21 protein-coding genes are annotated in these 23,297 nt (G+C 37.2%); 6 read left to right on the top strand and 15 right to left on the bottom strand.

The window, feature by feature from the left end; translation table 11 throughout:
• Positions 1–61 precede the first annotated feature (61 nt).
• Both AC3B5D_RS08045 and AC3B5D_RS08050 read left to right on the top strand, forming a co-directional pair.
• Positions 62–724, top strand: a complete 663-nt coding sequence (locus AC3B5D_RS08045; RefSeq protein WP_489840539.1) for an NAD(P)H-hydrate epimerase — start codon at positions 62–64, stop codon at positions 722–724.
• A complete protein-coding gene (locus AC3B5D_RS08050; protein ID WP_489840538.1) occupies positions 724–2,571 on the top strand; it encodes an FAD/NAD(P)-binding protein in 1,848 nt (615 codons plus the stop codon). Before AC3B5D_RS08045 ends, AC3B5D_RS08050 begins: the two co-directional genes overlap by 1 nt.
• A gap of 81 nt (positions 2,572–2,652) precedes the next feature.
• Here AC3B5D_RS08050 and AC3B5D_RS08055 read toward each other — a convergent pair whose 3' ends face one another.
• Complete coding sequence (locus tag AC3B5D_RS08055; RefSeq protein ID WP_489840537.1) at positions 2,653–4,125, bottom strand: MDR family MFS transporter; 1,473 nt, start codon at positions 4,123–4,125, stop codon at positions 2,653–2,655.
• 158 nt (positions 4,126–4,283) lie between these two features.
• On the opposite strand from AC3B5D_RS08055, the gene AC3B5D_RS08060 reads away from it, so the two are divergent.
• Positions 4,284–5,603: a Y-family DNA polymerase gene (locus AC3B5D_RS08060; RefSeq protein ID WP_489840536.1), complete on the top strand. Its 1,320-nt coding sequence runs from the start codon at positions 4,284–4,286 to the stop codon at positions 5,601–5,603.
• Positions 5,596–5,982, top strand: a complete 387-nt coding sequence (locus AC3B5D_RS08065) for a hypothetical protein (protein WP_489840535.1) — start codon at positions 5,596–5,598, stop codon at positions 5,980–5,982. The genes AC3B5D_RS08060 and AC3B5D_RS08065 overlap by 8 nt, the downstream gene beginning before the upstream one ends.
• Positions 5,983–6,166: 184 nt before the next feature.
• Here AC3B5D_RS08065 and AC3B5D_RS08070 read toward each other — a convergent pair whose 3' ends face one another.
• From AC3B5D_RS08070 to AC3B5D_RS08080, 3 genes are all read right to left on the bottom strand, one after another.
• The gene (locus AC3B5D_RS08070; protein ID WP_489840534.1) at positions 6,167–7,567 is read right to left on the bottom strand and encodes an APC family permease; all 1,401 of its coding nucleotides are present in this window, start codon (positions 7,565–7,567) and stop codon (positions 6,167–6,169) included.
• A 370-nt stretch (positions 7,568–7,937) separates the two neighbouring features.
• A complete protein-coding gene (locus tag AC3B5D_RS08075; RefSeq protein ID WP_489840533.1) occupies positions 7,938–8,450 on the bottom strand; it encodes a GNAT family N-acetyltransferase in 513 nt (170 codons plus the stop codon).
• A gap of 128 nt (positions 8,451–8,578) precedes the next feature.
• The gene (locus AC3B5D_RS08080) at positions 8,579–9,559 is read right to left on the bottom strand and encodes a TDT family transporter (RefSeq protein WP_489840532.1); all 981 of its coding nucleotides are present in this window, start codon (positions 9,557–9,559) and stop codon (positions 8,579–8,581) included.
• A 109-nt stretch (positions 9,560–9,668) separates the two neighbouring features.
• Here AC3B5D_RS08080 and AC3B5D_RS08085 point away from each other — a divergent pair, with 109 nt between their 5' ends.
• Positions 9,669–10,490 (top strand): LysR family transcriptional regulator, encoded by an 822-nt coding sequence (locus tag AC3B5D_RS08085; RefSeq protein ID WP_489840531.1) that lies wholly within the window; start codon positions 9,669–9,671, stop codon positions 10,488–10,490.
• Positions 10,491–10,500: 10 nt separating this feature from the next.
• On the opposite strand, the gene AC3B5D_RS08090 is transcribed toward AC3B5D_RS08085, so the two are convergent.
• A complete protein-coding gene (locus AC3B5D_RS08090) occupies positions 10,501–11,052 on the bottom strand; it encodes a 3'-5' exonuclease (RefSeq protein ID WP_489840612.1) in 552 nt (183 codons plus the stop codon).
• 252 nt (positions 11,053–11,304) lie between these two features.
• Positions 11,305–12,300, bottom strand: coding sequence for a YeiH family protein (locus tag AC3B5D_RS08095; RefSeq protein WP_489840530.1), 996 nt, complete (start codon positions 12,298–12,300; stop codon positions 11,305–11,307).
• Between the two features lie 237 nt (positions 12,301–12,537).
• Here AC3B5D_RS08095 and AC3B5D_RS08100 point away from each other — a divergent pair, with 237 nt between their 5' ends.
• Positions 12,538–13,599 carry a tRNA dihydrouridine synthase gene (locus AC3B5D_RS08100; protein ID WP_489840529.1) on the top strand — a complete coding sequence of 354 codons (1,062 nt, stop codon included), beginning with the start codon at positions 12,538–12,540 and terminating at the stop codon, positions 13,597–13,599.
• 59 nt (positions 13,600–13,658) lie between these two features.
• Here the strand turns inward: AC3B5D_RS08100 and AC3B5D_RS08105 are convergent, their stop codons facing one another.
• The 9 genes from AC3B5D_RS08105 to AC3B5D_RS08145 form a co-directional block, all read right to left on the bottom strand.
• Positions 13,659–15,029 carry an NAD-dependent succinate-semialdehyde dehydrogenase gene (locus AC3B5D_RS08105; RefSeq protein WP_489840528.1) on the bottom strand — a complete coding sequence of 457 codons (1,371 nt, stop codon included), beginning with the start codon at positions 15,027–15,029 and terminating at the stop codon, positions 13,659–13,661.
• Positions 15,030–15,166: 137 nt separating this feature from the next.
• Positions 15,167–16,111 (bottom strand): YihY/virulence factor BrkB family protein, encoded by a 945-nt coding sequence (locus AC3B5D_RS08110; protein WP_489840527.1) that lies wholly within the window; start codon positions 16,109–16,111, stop codon positions 15,167–15,169.
• Positions 16,112–16,292: 181 nt separating this feature from the next.
• Entirely contained in the window at positions 16,293–17,066 is a 774-nt protein-coding gene (locus AC3B5D_RS08115) for a (S)-acetoin forming diacetyl reductase (RefSeq protein WP_489840526.1), read from the bottom strand.
• A 335-nt stretch (positions 17,067–17,401) separates the two neighbouring features.
• A complete protein-coding gene (locus tag AC3B5D_RS08120; protein WP_489840525.1) occupies positions 17,402–18,166 on the bottom strand; it encodes a LytR/AlgR family response regulator transcription factor in 765 nt (254 codons plus the stop codon).
• Positions 18,167–18,569: 403 nt separating this feature from the next.
• On the bottom strand, positions 18,570–18,788 hold the full coding sequence (locus AC3B5D_RS08125) for a hypothetical protein (protein WP_489840524.1): 219 nt from the start codon (positions 18,786–18,788) through the stop codon (positions 18,570–18,572).
• 14 nt (positions 18,789–18,802) lie between these two features.
• Positions 18,803–19,696, bottom strand: coding sequence for an alpha/beta hydrolase fold domain-containing protein (locus AC3B5D_RS08130; RefSeq protein ID WP_489840523.1), 894 nt, complete (start codon positions 19,694–19,696; stop codon positions 18,803–18,805).
• A 73-nt stretch (positions 19,697–19,769) separates the two neighbouring features.
• The gene (locus tag AC3B5D_RS08135; protein WP_489840522.1) at positions 19,770–21,113 is read right to left on the bottom strand and encodes an amino acid permease; all 1,344 of its coding nucleotides are present in this window, start codon (positions 21,111–21,113) and stop codon (positions 19,770–19,772) included.
• 195 nt (positions 21,114–21,308) lie between these two features.
• Positions 21,309–21,719 carry a DUF6508 domain-containing protein gene (locus AC3B5D_RS08140; protein WP_489840521.1) on the bottom strand — a complete coding sequence of 137 codons (411 nt, stop codon included), beginning with the start codon at positions 21,717–21,719 and terminating at the stop codon, positions 21,309–21,311.
• Between the two features lie 56 nt (positions 21,720–21,775).
• Complete coding sequence (locus AC3B5D_RS08145) at positions 21,776–23,221, bottom strand: glutamate--cysteine ligase (protein ID WP_489840520.1); 1,446 nt, start codon at positions 23,219–23,221, stop codon at positions 21,776–21,778.
• Between the last annotated feature and the right edge of the window lie 76 nt (positions 23,222–23,297).

Genomic DNA, 23,297 nt, shown 5'->3' on the forward strand with positions numbered 1-23,297 from the left:
AATAAACACTGAACATCATAATTAATTATTAACATAAAATATTTAAAGGAGGTTGCTTTTCATGATTGAGTCAGTCACTGCACAAGAAATGCAACGGTTTAGTCACTATACCACTGATGAAATTGGTGTCCATCCATTAGTTTTGATGGAACGAGCAGCCATATCAGTAATGGAAGTCCTTGGTGCGGGTACTTTTGATTTATCTAACGTGTTAGTCATTGCTGGTTTAGGTAATAATGGTGGGGATGGTATCGCAATCACCCGTATGTTGGCTCAAAAAGGGGTCAATGTTGATTTGCTATTACTAGGGGATGAGCATCGTGCGACACCTAATACTGCCAAACAACTCGACATCGCCCGCAAATATGGGGTAACACCACAAAATCGTGTGCATGATTTTCGCCACTATACGGTTATCGTTGATGCCTTGTTTGGTGCTGGTCTGTCTAAACCAGTACCTGTCAAGTTAGGTGATATCATCAAGCGTGTTAATTCCGCTAATATTCCAGTCGTGTCTGTTGATATTCCTTCTGGTTTACATGCTACAACAGGTACTATCCTAGGTTCAGCCATTCGTGCAACAGCAACCGTCACGTTTGCATATCCTAAAAAAGGATTACTACAAAATGAAGGTCTGAAACGTGCTGGTAATATCTATGTGAAAGACATTGGTATCTATTCACCAGAAGAACTAACAAATTTTAAGAAAGAGAGTCACACCTAATGAAAATCGTATTAGTTGGTGCCGGACCGCGTAATTTAACGTTACTAGAACGACTCATGGCATACGCAAAAGAGACAACCAAACCTGTCGACATTACGCTCTATGATAGTTTTCCTATTGGTGGTCGTGTCTGGAATCCAGATCAAGATCCTATTTTCTTAATGAATACGGTCACTCGCCAGTTAACGTTGTTCCCCGATCCATCTGTGCCAAATCATACTGCTACTGCTACTTATGGACCAAATTTTTATGAATGGGCAATAACGTATGGTAAAGAATATGTGACACGTCGTCATTTTGTAAACGAAGAGTATTTTCTTGACGAAATCGCGCGCATTAATCCAAATCGATTTACATCACGTGCCCTATTTGGTGTCTATAGTCAATGGTTCTATGAACGTTTAGGGACACAAGTACCAAGCAATGTCATGTTGTCATATGAACGTAAACAAGTGATTGATGCGGTCAAACATGACCATCAATTCGACGTGTCTTTGGACGATGGCACATCATTTACTGCAGACAAAATCGTCATGGCAACTGGTATGGTCGATAATGCTTTGTCAGAAGAGCAACAAACATTTGCTGATGCAGCAACACAATATAATAATATGTCATATGTGCCAGCAACTCATCCAGCAGAAGCAAAACTAGATGACATTCCAGCTCGCCAAAAAGTTGTTTTACGTGGTCTAGGTCTCAGTTTCTTTGATTATTTGGCTAAGTTGACCATTGGGCGTGGTGGTCGTTTCGCTCGTGATAATAATGGTATCTTATATTATCTACCATCTGGTCAAGAACCTCACATCATCGCTGGTTCACGTCGCGGCTTGCCATTACATGCACGTGGCATTAATCAAAAAGTTAATGCTGGTTACCAACCACTTTTCTTTACTAGTGAAAATCTTGACAAGCTTGCGGCCGACAATGGTGGTCAATTATCTTACGATAGTTTTTTTAAGTTGTTGCAAAAAGAATTAGAATATAAACATTATCATAATACAATTAATGATTTTGGTATTACTTGGCCATTCAATGCGGATCACTTTATGACTGCATTGGCAGAGAGTAATGATTTAAACGCAACGGCACGTCAATTTGGCGTTGCAGAGGAATACATTATGGATTGGCAACGTATTCTCAATCCGGTGGCTGATGTTCCTGACGAAGTTGAATATAGTGATTTTATGATGAATTATTTAACTTGGGACATTAATGATGCCTACAAGGGAAATAATGATGCCCCTTATGCAGGTGCATTTGATATGCTTCGCGATATTCGTTCTGTGATTCGTCACTACTTAGATGCTGGTTATTTAAATGCTGATGAGTACGAAAAATTCTTAAAACACTTTAATCCATTGAATTCTCTGATTTCAGTTGGCCCACCGATTTTACGCATTGAACAAATGCGTGCCCTTATTGAAACGGGTCTCTTAACTGTTGCTGCACCTCATCTAAAAGTAACTGTTCAAGATAATCATTTTGTTGCTAGTGACAGCCGTAACAGTCAGTGGACCGTTGATAACTTAGTAGAAGCCCACTTATCTGGTCCTGCACTATCTCATACCATTAATCCATTATTGCGTCATTTACGTGAAAAAGGTGTCCTCAGTGAAGCAATCTATACACGAGCAGATGGTACTACCTACTCAGTAGGTGGTGCCCGCATGAACAAACAAAACCTCACTGTCATCAATCAAGACGATCAAGAAGTTCCTGGTCTGTTTATTTGGGGTGTTCCAACAGAAGGTTGGTCATGGTTTACCACTTTCTCACCACGACCAAATATCACTGATAAGAATTTGAATGATGCAGAAAATATTGCCCAAGCAATTTTTAAGTAAATCTTGAAATATAATCCGTGATTATCACAAAAGAGTCGTTATTCTCCAGTTTTGGAAAATAACGACTCTTTTTTTGATTAGTTATTGAACAACACCTTGATCTTGATGTTTCAAATTATAAATAAATGCCACCAACATACAAGCAACAGCAATAACAAAAATATTTCGTAATCCTGTATGATAAATTTGATGCATCACCGGAACAATTTTGTTTGGTAATTCATTTACCGTATGTGGATTAATCATTTTATTAAACATTGCGACTGTTAAATGCTTATCAGTATGTTGTGCCATACCATTTTGCAATGATTGATTCATCACAATACCAAATATTGAAATTGAAATACTTTGCGATAAACTACGAACCAATGTATTAAATGATGTTGCCATACCAATGTGCTTAGTTGACACAACGCTTTGCGAAATGATAGTTGAGCCAGTTACTGTTATCCCAAAACCAGTACCCAAGAAGACACCGACGATCAAGAAAACAAAAAATGGTATCATCGCTGGTAAGCATGATAATACTGCACCACTGACGACCAACAAGCCCATACTGATCATTAAAATCTTTTGTGGTGTTAATCTTGATAACAGCTTTCCGGCAATAAATGAGCCAACGATCCAAAAAATTGAACTTGGTGTAGTTGCAAATCCGGCTAATGTTGCTGGTAAACCTAAAATACCTTGTGTCCAAGATGGTACATAGACATCATAGGCAATTAAGAAGACTGACATCATACCAACAGCAAAATTTTGAATAACAAATGTGCGATTTTTAAATAAATCAAGCAAAATAATTGGATCTGCTGCACGTTTTTCTTGTTGAATAAATAATAGTAAACCAATCACGACTACAATAAAAATGATGCCCACTATCCACCAATTAATTTGTGTTTTATTCAATAATTCAACACCATACAAAATACCTGAAATGGTAATAGACAACCAAATAATGCCCCAAAAGTCTAAATGACCCCTTGTTTCATATTTGTCTTCCTTGAGAAATAATAAAATCAATCCCATCGATAGTAAGCCGAAAGGTAAATTAATGAAAAATACCCATCGCCAGGTAAAATTATCAACAATCAAGCCACCCAGTAATGGTGCAACAACTGAAGCAATACCCCATGCAGAATTATTAATTCCCATGATTTGCGCACGTTTTTCTGGTGGATAAATATCCGCAATAATCGTATTAGAAATTGGTAAAATCGCCCCAGCACCAACACCCTGTACGGCACGCCAAATAATTAATTCTGGCATATTATCTGAAAGACCACTTAATACAGAACCCGTTAAAAAGATAATCAGCCCAGCAATAAACACTGGTTTACGACCAATATTATCAACTAACTTACCATAAATTGGTGTTGTTAACGTACTTGTTAGTAAAAAAATTGAGAACACCCAATTCATAATGGAAATACCTTCCAAGTCACCAACAATCGTTGGCATCGCTGTCGAAACAATTGTTCCTTCTACCGCACTCAAAAAAGTCGCGATAAATAAGGCCAGCGTTACCATGCCCCTATTTGTTTTTTCTTTTTCCAACCCTATCGCTCCTATTCCTTTTAAATTCCATTAACAATCAATCTTATCATAAGGCAATCACCAACGACAAGCAAACCACCAACGACAAAAGATAGTTGCACAAAATAAATATTAGGTTTATCCTAATATTAAGTTAAAGTTAATTTGGAGGCTATTTTATGTTTGATGTCTATCAACAAGAACCACGACGTGCGATTTTTGTCATTGATTCTAAAAGTTTTTATGCCAGTGTTGAATGTGTTGCCCGTCATCGTCACCCTTTAAAAACAATGCTTGTTGTCATGAGTCGTCAAGAAAATACTAATGGTGGTTTAGTTCTAGCCGCATCTCCTTTAGCGAAAAAGAACCTTGGCATCAGTAATGTCACTCGGCAACGTGATGTACCAGATGATCCTAACCTCATTATCGCTGAACCACGTATGAATTACTATATTAAAAAAAATCAAGAAATCAATGACATCTATCGGCAATTTGTTGCAGAAGAAGATCTCCATATCTACTCGATCGATGAATCAATTTTAGATATCACAGATAGCTACCAGTACATTATTTCAAAATTCGGTCATGGTCATCATTTAACGCTGAAACAAATTGCTCGTATGATTCAAATGAAAATTAAACAGCAAACCGGTATTTATACAACTGTTGGTATTGGTGATAATCCGGCAATGGCAAAAATGGCTCTGGATATTACCGCAAAACATGACGCTAGCTTAATTGGTGAATGGCATTATGAAACAATTCCTCAATATTTATGGCCAATTAATCAATTAACAGCAGTTTGGCACATCGGAACGCGTACCGCAAAAAAACTTAATCGTCTTGGCATTTTTTCAATGCAAGACTTAGCATTTCATAATCCATATCATTTGATTGAAAAATTTGGCATTATTGGCGGTGAATTATATGCACTTGCTTGGGGAATTGATCGTAGCATCGTACGTGAAAAGTATCATCCCCAAAATCATTCATTAAGCAATAGTCAGGTTTTACCCCACGACTACGATAATCCTGCTGAGATGATGGTTATCATTCGTGAAATTGGTGAACAAATCGCTAGTCGTTTACGCGCCAAAAATTTGGTAACAAAACAACTATCACTTGGTTTGGGCGTTGGCTATCATAATCCAACTGTAAACCATGGTTTCAATGTCCAAACTACGATCACACCTACTAATCTCAATCTACCAATTACCCAAACGCTTCAGCAATTATTCCTTTCACACTATCACGGCGAAGTGATTCGTCATATTAATATCAGTGCTGGTCAATTAAGCCCTGCTGGTCAGGAACAATTGGATCTTTTTACTTCGCCAAATGATCTGGAACAACAGCATCGCTTAGATCAAACAATTGATATGATCAGGCAGAAATTTGGCGTTGATGCGATTTTCAAAAGTTCCAGTCTTGCTGGTGGTACCATGCTTGACCGTGTTGGTTTAGTTGGTGGTCATAATGGGGGTAATGCTTATGGTTAATGAACCACAGTCGTGCAATGTCGACATACTAAAACAGGCCGCAAATTTTTTTAAATATGATTATTATGATCGTGGCATGATGAAATGGCAAGGTTATTATTTATCGGATCATACTGAACAAGTTCAAAAAACCGCGCAGGCCTTAAAGACAGCTAATGAACGTTCGCGCTCATCAGAAATGTCGCCAATATTAATGTCAAAGATTTTATTTGAAGCCTACGCCCAACATGAATCCGTCGCCATTCAACTAAATACGCAGTCAGTGAATGGCGTTATTCCTCAAATGATTACCGGTCATGTGATGGGCTATACAGATGAGGCCGTTATCATTGGTGATCACCATGTTCCCTGGTATCAGCTATGGTCTGTGCAAAAATAGACATCTCATTTGGAATCACCTTAAAGAAACATATGCTAAGGATGTTTTGAAGAGCACAACTGTTATTACCATTATGTTGTAATCTTTTAGAACACATTAAAAGCCGATAATCTATCGTTAAAATGGATAGACTACCGGCTCTCTTCAGTTAATAAAAAACGTGATATCTTGATGATACAATCATTTAATTATTCATTCTTGAATGACGAATACCATATGTCATATACAAAATTAATCCAATAACAAACCAAACGGCTGCTGCTATCAATGTTTCTGCGTGTAGTTGTGTAATCAAAAAACCAGATAACAATGCTGAAATAATCGGCATTACTGGATATCCTGGCATCTTGTACCCATCATGATTAACATCCTTGCGATGACGCAATGGTATGATTCCTAATGAAACAACCACGAAAGCTAGTAACGTTCCAACATTAACCAAGTCAACCAACTTATCCAATGGCACTAGCCCACTAAAGATAGCAATAACAATTGTTGCTACTGTTAGTGCACGGTTAGGATTGCCTTGTTTATTCAGTTTACCAACACCACCTGGCAACAAGCCATCACGACCAACCGCATAAATTAAACGAGAAGCAGCATAGGTCATGGTATACATCATTGTAGCCATACCAATCAAAGCACCAATTGTAATAATAAGTGATGCCCAGTTTTGACCAACTTGTTGTAGGGCAAAGGCAGCTGGATCAGCAACGTTCAACTTTGTATAATGCACCATTCCTGTTAGTACCAATCCCATCGCACCATATAATACGGCAGCGACAATCAATGTACCAATAATACCAATTGGCATGTTGCGCTTTGGATTCTTCACTTCAGCAGCAGATGATGACAAGGCATCAAACCCTAGGAAAGCAAAGAAGACCATCGACGTTCCTGTAATCACCCCACGCCAGCCAAAGGCTCCGTTGACACGTTTAGGAATTAAAGGATGATAATTACTACTTTTAATGAAGAAAACACCAATAATAATAAAAGCCAAAATAATAACGATCTTCAACAATACCATCGCATTTTCAACACGCTTTGACTGACGTAAACCACCACGTAATAACAAACCAATTAACAAGACAATGATCACAGCAACGATATTAACATAAGTGCCTTGGGCAGGATTGTATGCCCCTGATAAAGCCGTTGGTATCTTAAACAGTGGTGATACTAAATTCGCAAAATAAGCTGACCACCCAGTTGAAACAGCCGACACACTTAACATATACTCTAAGATCAATGCCCAGCCTAATACCCAACCAATCACTTCACCGAAAATAACATTACCATACGAGTAGGCTGATCCTGCAACAGGCATTGCTGTTGACATTTCAGAGTAGGCCATAGCAACCAAACTAGAAACTAACGCTGCTAAGATAAAACTAAAAATAATAGCTGGCCCAGTTGTTGTCGCTGCCACAGTTCCTGGCAAAACAAAGATTCCTGACCCAATCACAGCACCAATTCCTAATGCCATCAAATCTTTTGCATTTAATGACTTTTCAAAATGACCATCACTCGACATATAACTGTCTAATGATTCTCGTTTAAACATTCTCTGCCATATTCCCATACATATACTCCTTTTTGTAGATACAATGGCCAAACTCATTTATCAGTAACTAAATAAAAATAACTAAAATAACAAAAAACACGCATTGGATTACTATTAGTATCCAATACGTGCCCATGCAGATAATGCATCACAAGTGATTCACTCGTCTTCACACATTTGGATACTTTACCGTCATCCAAATGATCAGCGCAAATCACTCTACGCATAATTCGGATGACTAGCCGAAATACGTAAAGTAATAAAACGCTTGCGTTACTGACAAATGATTTTGCATGTCTACATTTCCTTTTCTTTTAGCTTACTTGTAGATATTAAGCCTATTTGTGAGGAAAGTCAATTGCTTTATGAAAAAAATCTCATAAATATATTAATCTACTAATAATTGATAACCTAAACGATCACCATATTCAAAGGGTACCATGCCACGATATTCAAAATCTGTCTTTGCAATGACATTTTGCATAATCACATTTTCAGGAAATGTATCAATGCGGATATCATGATAACCGCGTGCACGTGCTAAATTAACTAAATCTCGTGTCAAAGTCTTCCCAACACCTTTACCACGAATCGATGAATTAATGGTTACTCGATGAATGGCCACATACTCTGGTTCTTCACCAACCCATTCACCCTGCAAAATTTCATATTCAGCTTCAGGACCGGGTACTAGCGAACCATAACCCGCAACTTGGCCATCATAAATCAAAACGATTCCCCAACCATTTGCGATATCTGCTTCAAATAATGCTCTATCTGGTGCGCCTTCGCCCTGCCATTGCGATGCGCCTTGTTCGCCCAAGTATGCAACGCCATCTTGAAACGCAGCCCAAATTGCTGGAAAATCTTTTGGTTGAGCTGGTCTTGTGTACATCAACATAATCGTCTCCTCCGCGTCTATTATCTATAGAACGTTTCTTATTTAATAGCTACTAAATTGATTAAATAGCAGAACATTATATTAACAAATTCAACAAAAAAACCCAACCCTTTTTTGAAAAATTTCAATTATTTATTTTTTACATCTGCAACGACCGTTGTGGTGACGCGATTCATTTTTAAAAGTTCTGTAAAAAACTTCATATAGTGACCAAGGACATACACAATAACGATAGCAGCGATAACTAATTCAATTCGTGCTAACGTTATGAAACCAACTGATAAACTTAAGCGATTTGATAAAACAGTCAACGCTGTTGATGAAATAACGAGTGGAAAAGTAAAGGCTGCGAAACTAGGATAGAAATGCAAAACAGAATGCTTTGCAGAAATATAAATACGAATCATGAAAAATAGTGTCGTCACATATAAACATTGCGCAAATATTGCTAAAGCAATAGCAAAAATATGGTTAAACTGCGTGAAACTATTTAAATACCCTGTTAAACAAAGTGATGCTGGCGCTGCCGTAATCGTTAATAGCGGTAATGCTCCTTCTGCCATTTCACGCAGACGAATCAAACGAAAAATAACAATTGGAAAAACAATAACATATAAACTAAGCGCTAGCCAGAAAAATAGTTGACCAATAAACACATTAAACATTGGCGCACTAACTGATACAACACCAATACCCACAAACATGACAAACCAACTTGGGTAAACAGCTTGTAGAGACGGTTTTGTTTGAATCAAATTTACCCAGCAAAAAGTGACCATAATCAATAGATGAACAATAATTGCAAGAGACCATAGTACGAGTGCAAAGCGCGTCACACCCCAACGGTTAAAATACATGGCCATTAACATCAACGACATCGTAAATGTTGGTAAAGTACCCGCCGCAACTGGATTTAACATTTCACTATAGGCACTACCAAATGACATCATTAATTTTAATAAAATTAATAGCATCAGCACCATGCCAACAATACCAACAAAATTACCTAAAGTAACAAGATGATTCATGATCAACAAATTACCTAAAGCTTCCATACCTAAAATCAAACCACACAATGCCATTGGCGTTTTCTTCAATACTTGTCTCATCATTTTCTCCTTCAATTTATTACCACTTTTATTATAGAGACTGTGTTATGATAAATAAAATTAATCATTTATATAATAAATATAAAAATTATTTATAAAGGAGTGCACCATGAATCCATATCTTGAAACCTTCATCTTAGTATATGAAACCAGAAGTTTTTCACTTGCTGCACAAACGTTATTTGTTACTCAACCGACCATTTCTATTCAAATGAAACAATTAGAAAAAGACATTGGTCATCCTCTATTTATTCGTGGGCAACACCGAACGATTGAACCTACCGCTGAAGGTAAAATTCTTTATGAACAAGCATTAAAAATGAGAAATATTTGGCAAAACACCCAAGATCAATTAGCGCATTTAAAAACCCCTAACCGCAAATTACTGCGGATTGGCTTTTCTCAAACAGTATCACAAATGCTTGCCACGAATTTTTTTGAAATAGCGCAAAAAAAATTACCAACCATTGATTGGCAGGTAACCGTTGGTAATTCAAACTACATCGCAAAACAACTCGAACAAAAAAAGTTAGATATCGGGTTAGTAGAGAAACCGCTATTAATTAATCCTGAAAAAATGTACCGTCAAAAAATTACAACTGACCAACTAGTACGTATTGGTGACCAAACAGGTACTTGGTTAGTGCGCGAACCCGGTTCAGGAATTGCCCACTATACCCAACAATTTTTTGAAGAATATAGTGTCTTGCCTAAAAATAAGATGCAAATTAATCGTAATGAGTTAATTATTGCCCTCGTCTTGCAAGGCATCGGTGAAACAATTATGTCAAAAAGTGTCCTGCCAGCAACCTTACCGTACACTGAACTCAACGAACATTTTAGAAGAACATTATATAGTTTGACAGCTAATGATCTGGAAAAAACATTAGCCAATAAAATCAATCTATTGCTTAAACAAAGCGCACAATAATAATCAGTTACTACCGCCATGCCTTTTTCATTGCCAAAAAAATAGCTAATGTTTCTTTGGCATCCGGTAAAGCACGATGCTTTTGTTCCCCTAAATTAACGCCATAAATTTCCGCCAAATCTTTTAAAGAAATATCTTGAGGATTACCCGTAATTGCACCATGAATCTGTTGTGTATCATATAATTTCCCGCGTGTCTCCCACTTACCTAGATTATGATGTTGTAGCCCTTCTTTAATCAATTGCACATCCCCATCAACAATCGCATGACCAACAATGGCATAATCACCAACAAAGCGCATAAATCGATTTAATGCTCGTTCTTCAGAAATACCATGGTTAATCATATCTAACGTAATCCAACCATCTTTACCGCCCATAGCTTTAGTAATATATCGAAAAGATTTCATAGCACTACCGACTGGCGGATTATTAACGATTATCGAAAATTTTTCAATATTCTTGGCACCAGTAATTTTTATGGCACCAATTTCGATAATCTGGTTACTCCCGTTCATTTCTAAGTCAAACACGACATAATTTTTTAAATTTGTAAATAACATCCCCACCTATTGATCCTTCCCCAAAATATTTTTCATAAAACCTTTTCTAATTCTTCTTTAGCTTACTTATCTCTTAAGATGTCATAAAAGCAATGATAGAAACGCGCGTTAGTCTTATTTTAACAGTAATTAAATGACTTTAATAACTAGACCTGCTACAATCACCGCTGTTGCAGTAAAGACCGATAATCTCCCTACTAAATGATGAGATTACCGGTCTTTTGCATAAAACTATTTTTTTATATCATTAATTTAGGCACCCATCAATAAATAAATCAAAGCAAGGGCAACCAATACTTGGAAAATAATCGTTACCAAACCATAACTTAAGAACTTAGCACCTGAAGATTTAATCGTTGTCCATTTTAGATTTAGACCAATCCCAGCCAAGTTAACGATACCAAAGAAACTTGTCACACCTTGTGCAGTATGCGTTAACACATGTGGTAGTGAAATAAATGAATTGATCAACATGAAGATAATAAACGTGGTCACAAACCAAGAAATACTAATCTTTGTTTTTGTCGCTGTTGTCCCGTCGACCGCCAATTTTGAAGCATGCCGTGCCATAAAAATGACAACAACTGATAGCATAATCACACGTAACATTTTAAAGATTGGTGCATAAGTCACAACACTACCACCAACCAAAGAAGCTGTTCCAGAAACTTGACCAACTGATTGGACAGTACCACCAATTAAGGCACTCACCATCATATTATTTGGCAAAACTGCTGGTCCTAGAATTGGTAAAACAAACAACAGGACAACACCAGCTAGTGAGACTGTTGCAACTGAAGTACGTCGCTGATCGTCAGTCGCACCGACAGCTGGTGCTACCGATGCAATCGCACTCGAACCACAAACGGCGTTACCAGCACCCATTAGCATTGCTGATTCTGGTGCAACCCTAAAGACACGACCACCCAGCCACATCACAAAGACAATGGTCAAAGCCATTTGTAATAGAATAAAGATGACGCCACGCCATCCTAATGATGCCATATTTTGTAAGGTGACATTCAATCCTAAACAAGCAATGCCAATTTCGATAGGATATTTTTCTGCCCACTTCACACCAGCTGCCCAACGCTGATTTGCAAATACTGTATTACCCAAAACAATACCTGCCAACATCGCCAATGCTTCAGCACCTAATGTTGGTAATAATGGCGACAATAATTTAGCAACTAAGGCTAATAAAAACGTCAGCACAATGCCGGCGACCATATTCTTATGTATTCTCATATAAACTCCTAAATAACTCCTAAAGCAAATTATTTTCATTATACACCTTGTCATCAAAATCACATGTTATTTGTCCTGAGGATAACGAAAAATTGATTTTGTGTACTTTTAAGAAGTTAATATCTTGAAAATTTTTCAAAATATCGCTACTATGGATAAGGTTTTAAAAATTTTACAAGACATGTTTTACAAGACATGATTTGAAAATAAATACTTTATATAAGAAAGGCATTAGAAATGGTCCAAGTTAAATCACCTTATTGGCAAAAAGTTGTTGCCGATGCACAAAAACATCCTACTGTACCAGGATTAGAAACCATCCCCTTCTTCACCATGGCACCGATGGAGGCAGTGACTGATTCTGTCTTTCGCCGCGTTGTCGCCGCCGCTGGTGGCCCCGACGTTTATTTCACTGAATTTACAAATGCGCGTAGCATCACGCATCCGAAGGCAAAATTTACGGTACAAGGTCGTTTACATGTTGACCCATCAGAAAAAATGCCCGTTGCACAATTATGGGGTGACCGTGCTATCGATTTTGAAACGGCTTGTTTCGATTTAAAAGCACGTGGCTATGAAGCCGTTGATCTTAATATGGGCTGTCCTGCTGCCACAGTTGTTAAAAATGGTGGCGGATCAGATTTAATTCGTCACTTTGACAATGCCAAAGATATTATTGCTGGCGCCAAAAAAGCTGGTCTTGCTGTTTCTGTCAAAACACGTTTAGGTTTTAATCAAATCGATACGTTTGAAGAATGGATTCCATTCATCTTAAAACAAGATGTCCCACTATTAACTGTTCATCTGCGTACTCGTAAGGAAATGTCAAAAGTACCAGCACATTATGAGTATATTGATCGTTTGATCGCGTTACGTGATCAAATTGCACCAAATACGCTATTACAAATTAATGGTGATATCAAAGACCGTACTGCTGGTCTTGAGTTAGTCCGCCAACATCCTGGTATTGATGGTATCATGATTGGTCGTGGCATTTTTGAAAATCCATTTGCTTTTGAAATCACACCTCGTGAGCATACACTTGATGAAACATTAACATTGCTACGTATGCAACTAGATTTATATGATCAATTCACTGCTGAATTTGGTCCCATGCATTTCCAAAAATTGAAGCGCTTCTTTAAAATCTACGTTCGTCATTTTTCATACGCCTCAGATTTACGCGTTGCTTTAATGGATACCACAAATACGACCCAAGTTCGTGAATTACTAGATCAATTCGATGAACAATGGGCAGCAAAAAAGGCTGCTGATACGATTGCAATTACAACAAAATAACAAAAAAAGCGGATCATTTTCAAAAATCGAAAGATGATCTGCTTTTTTCATATTATCTGTTATTTTGTTGGTTCAAAAATTAAATGCTCGTTAACAAAGGCATTCAATCCTAATTCACTTAATTCACGACCATATCCCGAGTTCTTTACACCACCAAATGGCAATTCAGGTAATGAAGCCCAACCGGAGTTAATAAATGACATCCCTGTTTCAATTTGAGCTGCCACACGTTGCGCATGTTCGATGTCACTTGAAAAGACCGTGTTACCTAGACCATAACTTGAGTCATTAGCTAAAGCAATCGCTTCTTCTTCAGAATTAACTTTATAAACTGAAGCGACTGGTCCAAACATTTCTTGGTTGTAAACGGGGTTATCCTTCGTAATATCTGTTAAGATCGTTGGCTCAAAGAAGAAGCCGTCACCACCAACCGGATCTTGACGGTAAACCAATGTGGCACCACCATCAATAGCTGATTGTACTTGCTTTTGTAGCTTTTCTTGGGCACTCTTTGATGACAATGGTGCAACATCAGTTGTTGGATCCATTGGATCACCTAACTTCGCCTTTGAAAAGCCTTCCTTTAGAATATCAATGAACTCGTCATACTTATCAGCCATCACAATGAAACGCTTTGATGATGTGCAGACTTGTCCAGCATTATACAAACGTGCCCCTGGTGCAACTGCCTTAACTTCATCCCAATCGGCATCATCTAAAATGATAAACGCATCATTACCACCAAGTTCCAAAGTAGACTTCTTGAGTGCTTCACCGGCTTCCTTAGCTACAGCAGCACCACCACGCTCAGATCCTGTTAAACAAACACCAGCAACACGAGGATCATGAATGGCCTTTGAAACCAAATCATAGTCAATAAATAAGTTGGTTAAAGCGCCCTTTGGTGCCCCAGCTTCGATGACCAAATCTGCAAACAGTTGTGCTGATTTTGGACAAATTGAAGCATGCTTCAAAAGAACTGGATTACCAACAATAAAGTTTGGTGCGAAAACACGTACGACTTGATACAATGGGAAGTTCCAAGGCTCGACGGCTACGATGACACCAGTTGATTGCTTGATGTAATGTGCCTTTCCTGCAGGTGATTCTAATGGTGTGTCTGCCATAAATTCTTCACCCTTTTGCGCATAATAAGCAACAATGCTTGCACATAAATCCACTTCGCCTTCAGCTTCAGTCAATAATTTTCCCATATCATAGGTCATTGCCTTCGCTAATTCTTCCTTGTGTTCAGTAATCGCATCAGCAACTTTTTGCAAAATTTGTGCACGTTCACTAACCGGCGTCCCACGCCACGTTTTATATAAAGCATGACCTGTTGTCAATGCTTGCTCTAAATCTTCAGCAGTTGCGTTATCATACTCCTGTAAAATTTCCCCAGTATACGGATAAGTTGTTTTGTATGCCATAATATCCCCCTTAATATAAACGACAAATGTTAGCGCTTCCACGCTATAAGAATATTATAACGCCAATAACTTAAAAAAGGGGATACAAAGTTTCACAAGCTACTATTTTAAGTGTACAAAAAATCACAATCTATCCTTTAACGTCGCCTTTTTCCCCGTCGACGATGGCTTGTGATTTTTTGAATCGAAACAGCTGGTCGACGTGCTGGTGCAGGTCGCTTAGCTGCTGATGGCACTGGATCTTCTGGATTCAAAGTGGTTGCAAAAATCCCTGATAACCAAGCAATCAAAATTTGCCCAACGACCATCATTGTCCCTACTAAATTTAAATAGACAATTAACACAAGCAGTGATCCTAATGATTGATAAAAACCAACATTTTTTACTGTAAACTGTGCATACCATCCAAACGAATAATTCAAAATAATCATCAGAACAACTTCAATTCCTGATCCAACAACTAATGGTCTAAATGCAGTCCGCTTTGCAGGCATAGCCGCATTAAACACACACATAATGATCCATAAACCAATTAATGTAATTAACCAGCGTTGTTTCGTAATAAACTCTAACCAACTAATTCCTGGAATTGCAGCAATCACTGCAGGCAAAATAGCACTGACAATCATCACCAAACCAGCAGAAACTAAAATAACCATTAACCATAAAAAACTAAACACTCGAGTCAATAAACCACTGACGCGTTCAGGTACATCATAAACACCATTGAATGCTTTACGAAAAACAGCTAAGACAGAACTTGCTGCCCAAATTGTCGTCAAAATTGAAAATGACAAAATCCCGACACCACCTTTTAGTACCGATTTAATAATCGGTGCCAAAATGGACATGATATTACTAGGAATTTGTGCAGAAAGTAATGTGATCAAATCATGCGCATCTAATCCCACTAAACTGGCGACTGCCCCCACACTCATCAAAATAGGGACAAGCGATAATAAAGTATAATACGTAATTGTTGGTCCAACCATTTTTAAATTACCACGCTGAATATACGTTTTTAACTGATCAAGTTGAAACTTTTTTGTCAGGCGATGAACATCAACAAGTATTTGTCGCATGTCTACTCCCTCCTTCGTTAAATATACGTCTAGTATCGCAATGTTTGCGATAGATAGCAAATATGACGTTAGTTTAATGCTTATTGAATATTTGATCGTTAAAAATAGCACCAATAAAAAAATTGATCACGAACTAGTTATTAGTTCATCATCAATTTCATTTATTATTTAAACCATGTGATTAATGGAATTGCATACCACCATCAACTTCAATTGTTTGTCCAGTAATGTAGTTTGAATCTGGTCCAGCTAAGAAAGCAACTGCTGCTGCAACATCTTCAGGCTCTGAAAGACGCTTCAATGCAATATCCTTTGCAAAGGTTTGCATACCCCATTCGTCATCCTTACCAGCATTCTTACCCACTTCATGAGCAATATCAAACATCATTGGTGTTTTAACAATACCTGGTGCATAAGCATTTACTGTAATATTGTCTTCTGCCAAATCACGTGCTGCAACTTGTGTTAAACCACGCACTGCAAACTTTGTACTACTATACAATGCAAGGTTTGGATTACCCACGACACCAGCTTGTGAAGTGGCATTAATAATCTTGCCGCCATGACCAGTCTTCTTAAATTGTTCAATAGCTGCTTGAATACCCCAAATATCACCGGCAACATTAATATGGTAAACCTTGTCGAATAATTCAGGAGTAATTGTATCAATTGGTGTTGTTGGACCAAGACCAGCATTATTAACTAATACATCAAACCCACCAAGTTTTTCAGCCACTTGTTTTACTGCTGCAAAGAAGTCATCACGATCAGAAACATCTAGCTTAACTGCCATGGCAGTTCCACCATTTTTTTCAATATCTGCAGCAACTTCTGCACCTTTTTGCTCATTCAAATCAGCAACTGCAACCGCAAAACCATCTTGACTTAATCGACGGACAATTGCTTCACCAATTCCTTGTGCACCACCAGTAATCATTGCAACTTTCTTTGTCATTACTAATCCCTCCAGTGTTATTCTTTAAAACAACTTCATTCTAGCACAAGATGCCTCTTTTGTTAAAAAAGTCACAATATCTTCAAAAAATAACCGCGCCATTAGTGGTAGTAAACTAACAAAGCGGTTATATTTAAATACTTAATCACAAAATGTCGTCTATTTCGAAATGCACCAATAAGAAATACCATTGTCGTACGCTTTTTAAAAATGAGTATTTCTCATGAATAATCACTGAAATGTTTTTCTTTCACCTCCTTCATATAGACAATCATACCGTATACACACCGCCATGAATGAATGAAATTTAAACGTTATCTTTCATATATTATGCGTTAAATGAAATGCCGTAATGGATGCCAAGCTTTTTTAAATTGTCTTTTCTTTCGAATTGACAACGGGCACCAAATTTTGTTCTGATCATCAAAATAGACTCGATTTGTTTCAATATCAAAGTAATGAATGGCGGTTAGATTTACTATGAATCCCTTGTGACATCGAAATAATTTTTGATATTTTTTCTCAATGTTCAACAATGAGTCGTTGATCTCTACAACCATATTTTGCGCATGGACAATCACTCGATTTACCTGATTTGGCTTTGAAGCAATATACATAATGTCTGACATTGGAATCTCATAATAATGGTTACGTAGTCTATAAACAAATTTTTCTTGCGTTCGTTGCATATGCTTAATCACTAATTCTTGAGCAATAATAATATCTTGTCGTATCGCTTCTTCAATCACGATCGTATCTTTTGATTTGCAAATATAATCCAATGGTGCCAATCTTCGTTCTAAAGTTACTAATGACAACTCTTCATACGCTGTAATAAAAACAATGCTTGCTAAAGGCATTTTGTGACGTATTTGTTCAGCCAAATCAATACTTGAGTTTTCTTGGTTTATTTCAATACTTAAAAAATAAAGCACATTTTGGTGATCACAAGTCTCAACGAATTTCTTTACCTGCTCAATATCAGTTGTCGCCATCTTAATGGTCGTATCTAATTCTTCAAACGTTGTGTATCGGCTAATAAAACTAGTTAACCAGTCTAATTGTCGTTGATTATCTTCTAAAATTATTATCTCTAACATTACTTGTCCTCTACCATTAAAACGATCTGAATTATTTGAGTCTGTTCAGTGATTGTAATAGCTATTTCATACCCAAAAAGACAAATACTATCAGTAGGCTGATAACTAATAACAAATTGCCGATGCCGTTAAACATTGTCATATTTCACTTCTCCTAACAAAAAAACAGACTGTATTTTTTTATAAATGACCAGTCATATTTTATCTATATTTTTAAAAATAGCGCTGACATTTTTCGAATATCATCTCTTATGACACGTCTATATAAAATCGTAAAGCATTTCTAACAATTCTGATAAAAAAATATTATCCGTTCATTTTTGCTTATTTAACGTTCAATAAATTAAAAAAACGCTGACCCCAATAAATTAGGTCAGCGATTTTCAATGTTTCACATGAAACATCATTTATTCGTTTTTGTTGTTTTATTATCTTTAACATAGTTCCAAAAACTACCAATTGCAGATATCAAATCAAAACCAGGCAAAATAAGAATATACACCCAAACTGATAGCGTGTCAGTTGGTTGAAAAATTAAATACCAAACAATGTCAATCATTAATTGTACAAATAATTGTTGTGGCGTTGCCCGAAAAAAAGTTTTACCAAAAGCACCTATCATTCTTTAACCTCAAATTATAGCCATTTCTTCAAGAAATTGGCTTTGATTTCTGTATACTCAGGTGTCATATAAGCATCTGGTCCATGCCCAGTACCTTCAATGATGTGAATTTCAGCACGATCATCACTAACAAACTGACGTGCGTCGGCAATCATATTCACCGTCTGTTGATATGGTACAACAACATCTGCCGTTCCTGCAAATGCTAATATTGGTGGCATCTGTGAATTAAAATATGTGGCTGGATTATATGCCTTAACTTTTTGGGGGTCATCTTTTGGCGCTTGTTGTTTAAACATTTGTCCTTCAAAAGATTCTGCTGTTCCCGTCTCAGAATAAGCCGGCGTAACACCGCTTTCCTTGAATTGCGGCACAAATTGATCAAATACATAAGGACCATATAATGAAATAATGGCATTTACTTGTTCAGATTGATCAGCATAATCCCCAAAATCACGATTATCCATCTCTTTTTTCGTTGCGGTTACACCCGCTAATAATGCCAAATGCGCACCTGAAGACTCACCCATTAATGCAACATGGTTCATGTCTAATTGATATTCATTTGCATGTGCTCGAAGAAAGCGAATTGCTGCTTTCACTTCATATATCTGCGTTGGAAAATCAGCCTCTTGTATCAAAGAGTATGAAATGCTAGCAACAGCATAGCCTTTATCCAATAGTCGAAGAGCTGGTTCAAGTTTGTGTGAACTCTTATCACCAAAAACTAATCCACCACCAAATACATCAACAATGACTGGAAATGGTCCCTGACCTTCATTTGGTAGATAAATATCCAAATCATGTCGTGATCCTGCCATATACGGTATATCTTGCCATTGCTGTTTAATATAATCTGTTTTAGCAAAAGTTCGTGTGTAATCACGATCAATAAATCTCTCTGTCATATTAACCCCCTATCGTTTCCATAATCAAAAAGGATAATTGCCTACACAACTATCCTTTCATCATACACTATTTTTAACTCTTTATTCGTAAACTTATGATAATCATTATGATAAACCAAACTAACGCCAAAATTGTGGTTGGCATCGTTGCTGGTGTGAACAACAAAATTAGAAAGATACCTATCAAAAAGGCAATAGTTAGATAATCCGTTACTGGTGCACCCGGCATTTTGAACAATTGCTTACCGTTTTTAAAGTCATCTGATTGTCGATACTTAACATGTGCAAACACCAAAACAGCATACATCACCACAAATGCAGCCGATGCAATTGATGTGACTAAATCAAAAGCGTTTGCCGGAAAGAAAAAGTTTAAAACAACTGCCAGTGCAATTAAAATCATTGACACATTGATAGCATTTCGAGGAATAAACCGAGTATTTAACTTACCAACATAGCCCTTACCCTTTGATAGCGAATATAACATCCGTCCAGTCGTAAAGATAGCACTATTCAATGAAGACGCAGCGGCTGTTAATACAACAAAATTGATGATTCCTGCTGCACCAGTGACCCCAATACCTGCAAAAACCTGCACGAATGGTGATTCACTGGCACTATAATTCGTCCATGGTTGGATACACATAATGGCAATCAACGCACCAATATAGAAAATTAAAATTCGCAAAATAATTGAATTAATGGCTTTCGGAATATTTTTATATGGATCTTGTGCCTCCGCTGCCGTCATACCAACAAATTCAATGCCTAAGAAAGCAAAGAAGACCATTTGAAAGGCTGATAACAGATGATGACCACCATGGGCAACAAAACCATGTTGCCATAGATTACTAATCGATGTGACGCCAGATGACGTTTTAGTATGCAATACCATCATAATAATCCCTGTCGCAATCATCGCTAAGATAGCAACGATCTTAATCATTGCGAACCAAAACTCAGTTTCACCAAAGGCAGCAACCGCAACAATATTAATACCATATAAAATGGCTAAGAATATTACTTCCCAAATCCAAATCGGAATACCTGGAAACCAAAATTTCATATAATTACCAACCGCTGTCAATTCAGCCATCGCAATGGTAATCCACCCCAGCCAATAAGTCCAACCGATAATGAAGCCTGCTTTAGGGTCCACATATTTTTCAATAAATCCAACGAATGTTGCGCGATTAGGATCCGTTAGTAGCAATTCTCCTAAGGCACGCATCATCCAAAACATAAATATCCCAACGATAATATAAACAAGCAATATCGCTGGACCGGCAGTGCTAATCGAACGACCCGCTCCTAAAAACAACCCCGTTCCAATCGTACCACCTAAGGCAATCATCTCAACATGACGACCGGTTAAACCTCGCTCCAATTTCTGAGGAGAACCTTGTTGTTTTGCCATTATCCACTTCCTTTTTTTAATAAATATGCAGTACATATCGGACTTCTCTTGCATATATATTAACTAGTATATAAGAATTTTATAATATCTTTTAACTTTATCATTTTCATAATCAAAAAAAAAGAGATTGTGACAGAAATTTCTATCGACATCTCTTCCTTATTTTAAAAAAATTGTTCTTAACGCTGACATGATTTAATAATTTGGTCCTGGAAAATCAGCTGGTGTTTTTACTTGTAATCGTTGTAGTAACCGTCGTAAAATCCCCTTTTCCAACATGGCTGCCCACAACCCCTCTAATCGACGTTCACCATGAATGACAACTGAGGTAACTGCTCGTAATTCCCTAAAATCATCACTTGTTCGTGCAATCAAATCAACAGTCTCTTCCAATAATTGATCATGTGCTTTTTGGTGCAACGTTCGTTCAAAGTTTTGGTCATAATAATCTGACCATTCAAAAGCCTGGGCAAGTGCTAGCATGCGATCATCATAGACTGGGTGCGTTGTGACATGATCACCAGCAACCCAAGCAACTGGATTTCCTTCAGCCTCGGCTAAGAATTGCTCCCATTTTTCAAAATTAAATGGATGTTGCTTTCTCATTGTCAAAATCCTCCAATTAGTTTCATACTAATTGTTATTTTATCACTTATTTATAGTTAGTAAATATTTAACTCCGGGAAAACATCTGTCAAATTTACTGGCGTTGTAATCATCTCTTCATGTTCGCCAAATTTTAAAAGCACTTGTTGTGGTTCATAATCCAAAACACGTACCCCAGCGGTAATGGCATCCCGCACAATTTGCGTTAAAGGACCATCCCCAAAGTACGCCTCAAATAATTCGTCTTCGTGTGCTTTAAAATAATCTGTTCTCTCATTACCAATTTTTGTTGCCCACGCTTGCATAGTCGCAACATCTGGGGCTAATGCTATTAACTTGGCTGCTGGCGTTTTAGCGGGCGTTAGCACCCGATCAGTGATCAAGGATAACCCATCATTAAATCGCATCCCAAAATGATCCGCTAATTGTGAAATTTTTTTCATAATCGCAAAAGCATCTTTTTTATTAGGCAGATCCATCATAGGGTTCTGCAAAGAAATTTCATTGGCTAATTGCTCATGCTGCTGCAAAATATCTGCCGTTAAATCATCTTCATCACTAATAAAATAAATAAGTAATAAATGAATCAAATTCAAATCATTTTCTGAAATACCAGCAATATCAAATGGATCAGTATCTAAAATGCGAATCTCTATGTAATCCGTATTGACACCATTTTCATGATTACTCTTAAAACGAACCGGTCCATAAATCTCATGTTCAGAGAATAATTTTCCTTGTGATACGAGCTCATCAATTTGTCGTTGATGATCATCATAATCACCGATATAATCCAATTTTTCTCCTTGATCATTGACGAAACCATAATCACTAGTTCGTAAAGAACGCACAGGGTTATGAAACTGTGGTGTCCTTGAATCGGTATCATTTAAATTAAAAGGTGCCGCACCAAATAAATAATTAAATAACCAACGATGTGCAACGATTTGCCGTGCTAAGTAGAAATAAACATCATTTTTAAATGTTGCAAAATCATTCACATCACTTGCGCTGAATAGTTTCTGTAATAATTCATCTGATAATGAGTAATTGAGATGCAAACCCGTCATAATTTCATGAGTTGAACCATATTTATGCAATAACCAATCGCGATAATCTTGGACCCACGTTCTTTCAAAATTTTCGTCTAACCACTGTAGATCATCTTTCCGTAATTGTGGTGGCATACTTAATGGCCAAATAGACTCATCATCAGCCATATGATGACGTAAAATCCATTGTAATTGGAGCAAACGGTCTCTAGCTGCTTCAAATGATCCGACAGGTTCTGTTACTAACTCTGCTTGTGTCTCACTATAATCAGTTTGTAGGTACGGATGCATGCGTCTTGAACCTAACTTTGATGAATGATCAGCTCGACTCAAACGACCTTTTCTCGTCACACGATGTGCTTCTAATTCAATACCAAACTTACCTTGAAGTAATTCTGTATATAAATTGTTTTCTTTTATTATTTGTCCTAAATGTAAATCAGTTACCATACGTCATGCCCCTCAATTGATTAACTTTAAATAGACAAAAAGCCCTTGTCTATGGTTATCTACCACACACAAAGGC

This window comes from Weissella sp. ESL1177 (assembly GCF_058107185.1).

Excerpts from the sequence above, each read along its gene's own strand:
- AC3B5D_RS08045 (WP_489840539.1), top strand. The coding sequence starts at position 62 with ATGATTGAGTCAGTCACTGCACAAGAAATGCAACGGTTTAGTCACTAT.
- AC3B5D_RS08050 (WP_489840538.1), top strand. The coding sequence starts at position 724 with ATGAAAATCGTATTAGTTGGTGCCGGACCGCGTAATTTAACGTTACTA.
- AC3B5D_RS08060 (WP_489840536.1), top strand. The coding sequence starts at position 4,284 with ATGTTTGATGTCTATCAACAAGAACCACGACGTGCGATTTTTGTCATT.
- AC3B5D_RS08065 (WP_489840535.1), top strand. The coding sequence starts at position 5,596 with ATGGTTAATGAACCACAGTCGTGCAATGTCGACATACTAAAACAGGCC.
- AC3B5D_RS08070 (WP_489840534.1), bottom strand. The coding sequence starts at position 7,567 with ATGGGAATATGGCAGAGAATGTTTAAACGAGAATCATTAGACAGTTAT.
- AC3B5D_RS08075 (WP_489840533.1), bottom strand. The coding sequence starts at position 8,450 with ATGTTGATGTACACAAGACCAGCTCAACCAAAAGATTTTCCAGCAATT.
- AC3B5D_RS08080 (WP_489840532.1), bottom strand. The coding sequence starts at position 9,559 with ATGAGACAAGTATTGAAGAAAACGCCAATGGCATTGTGTGGTTTGATT.
- AC3B5D_RS08085 (WP_489840531.1), top strand. The coding sequence starts at position 9,669 with ATGAATCCATATCTTGAAACCTTCATCTTAGTATATGAAACCAGAAGT.
- AC3B5D_RS08090 (WP_489840612.1), bottom strand. The coding sequence starts at position 11,052 with ATGTTATTTACAAATTTAAAAAATTATGTCGTGTTTGACTTAGAAATG.
- AC3B5D_RS08095 (WP_489840530.1), bottom strand. The coding sequence starts at position 12,300 with ATGAGAATACATAAGAATATGGTCGCCGGCATTGTGCTGACGTTTTTA.
- AC3B5D_RS08100 (WP_489840529.1), top strand. The coding sequence starts at position 12,538 with ATGGTCCAAGTTAAATCACCTTATTGGCAAAAAGTTGTTGCCGATGCA.
- AC3B5D_RS08105 (WP_489840528.1), bottom strand. The coding sequence starts at position 15,029 with ATGGCATACAAAACAACTTATCCGTATACTGGGGAAATTTTACAGGAG.
- AC3B5D_RS08110 (WP_489840527.1), bottom strand. The coding sequence starts at position 16,111 with ATGCGACAAATACTTGTTGATGTTCATCGCCTGACAAAAAAGTTTCAA.
- AC3B5D_RS08115 (WP_489840526.1), bottom strand. The coding sequence starts at position 17,066 with ATGACAAAGAAAGTTGCAATGATTACTGGTGGTGCACAAGGAATTGGT.
- AC3B5D_RS08120 (WP_489840525.1), bottom strand. The coding sequence starts at position 18,166 with ATGTTAGAGATAATAATTTTAGAAGATAATCAACGACAATTAGACTGG.
- AC3B5D_RS08125 (WP_489840524.1), bottom strand. The coding sequence starts at position 18,788 with ATGATAGGTGCTTTTGGTAAAACTTTTTTTCGGGCAACGCCACAACAA.
- AC3B5D_RS08130 (WP_489840523.1), bottom strand. The coding sequence starts at position 19,696 with ATGACAGAGAGATTTATTGATCGTGATTACACACGAACTTTTGCTAAA.
- AC3B5D_RS08135 (WP_489840522.1), bottom strand. The coding sequence starts at position 21,113 with ATGGCAAAACAACAAGGTTCTCCTCAGAAATTGGAGCGAGGTTTAACC.
- AC3B5D_RS08140 (WP_489840521.1), bottom strand. The coding sequence starts at position 21,719 with ATGAGAAAGCAACATCCATTTAATTTTGAAAAATGGGAGCAATTCTTA.
- AC3B5D_RS08145 (WP_489840520.1), bottom strand. The coding sequence starts at position 23,221 with ATGGTAACTGATTTACATTTAGGACAAATAATAAAAGAAAACAATTTA.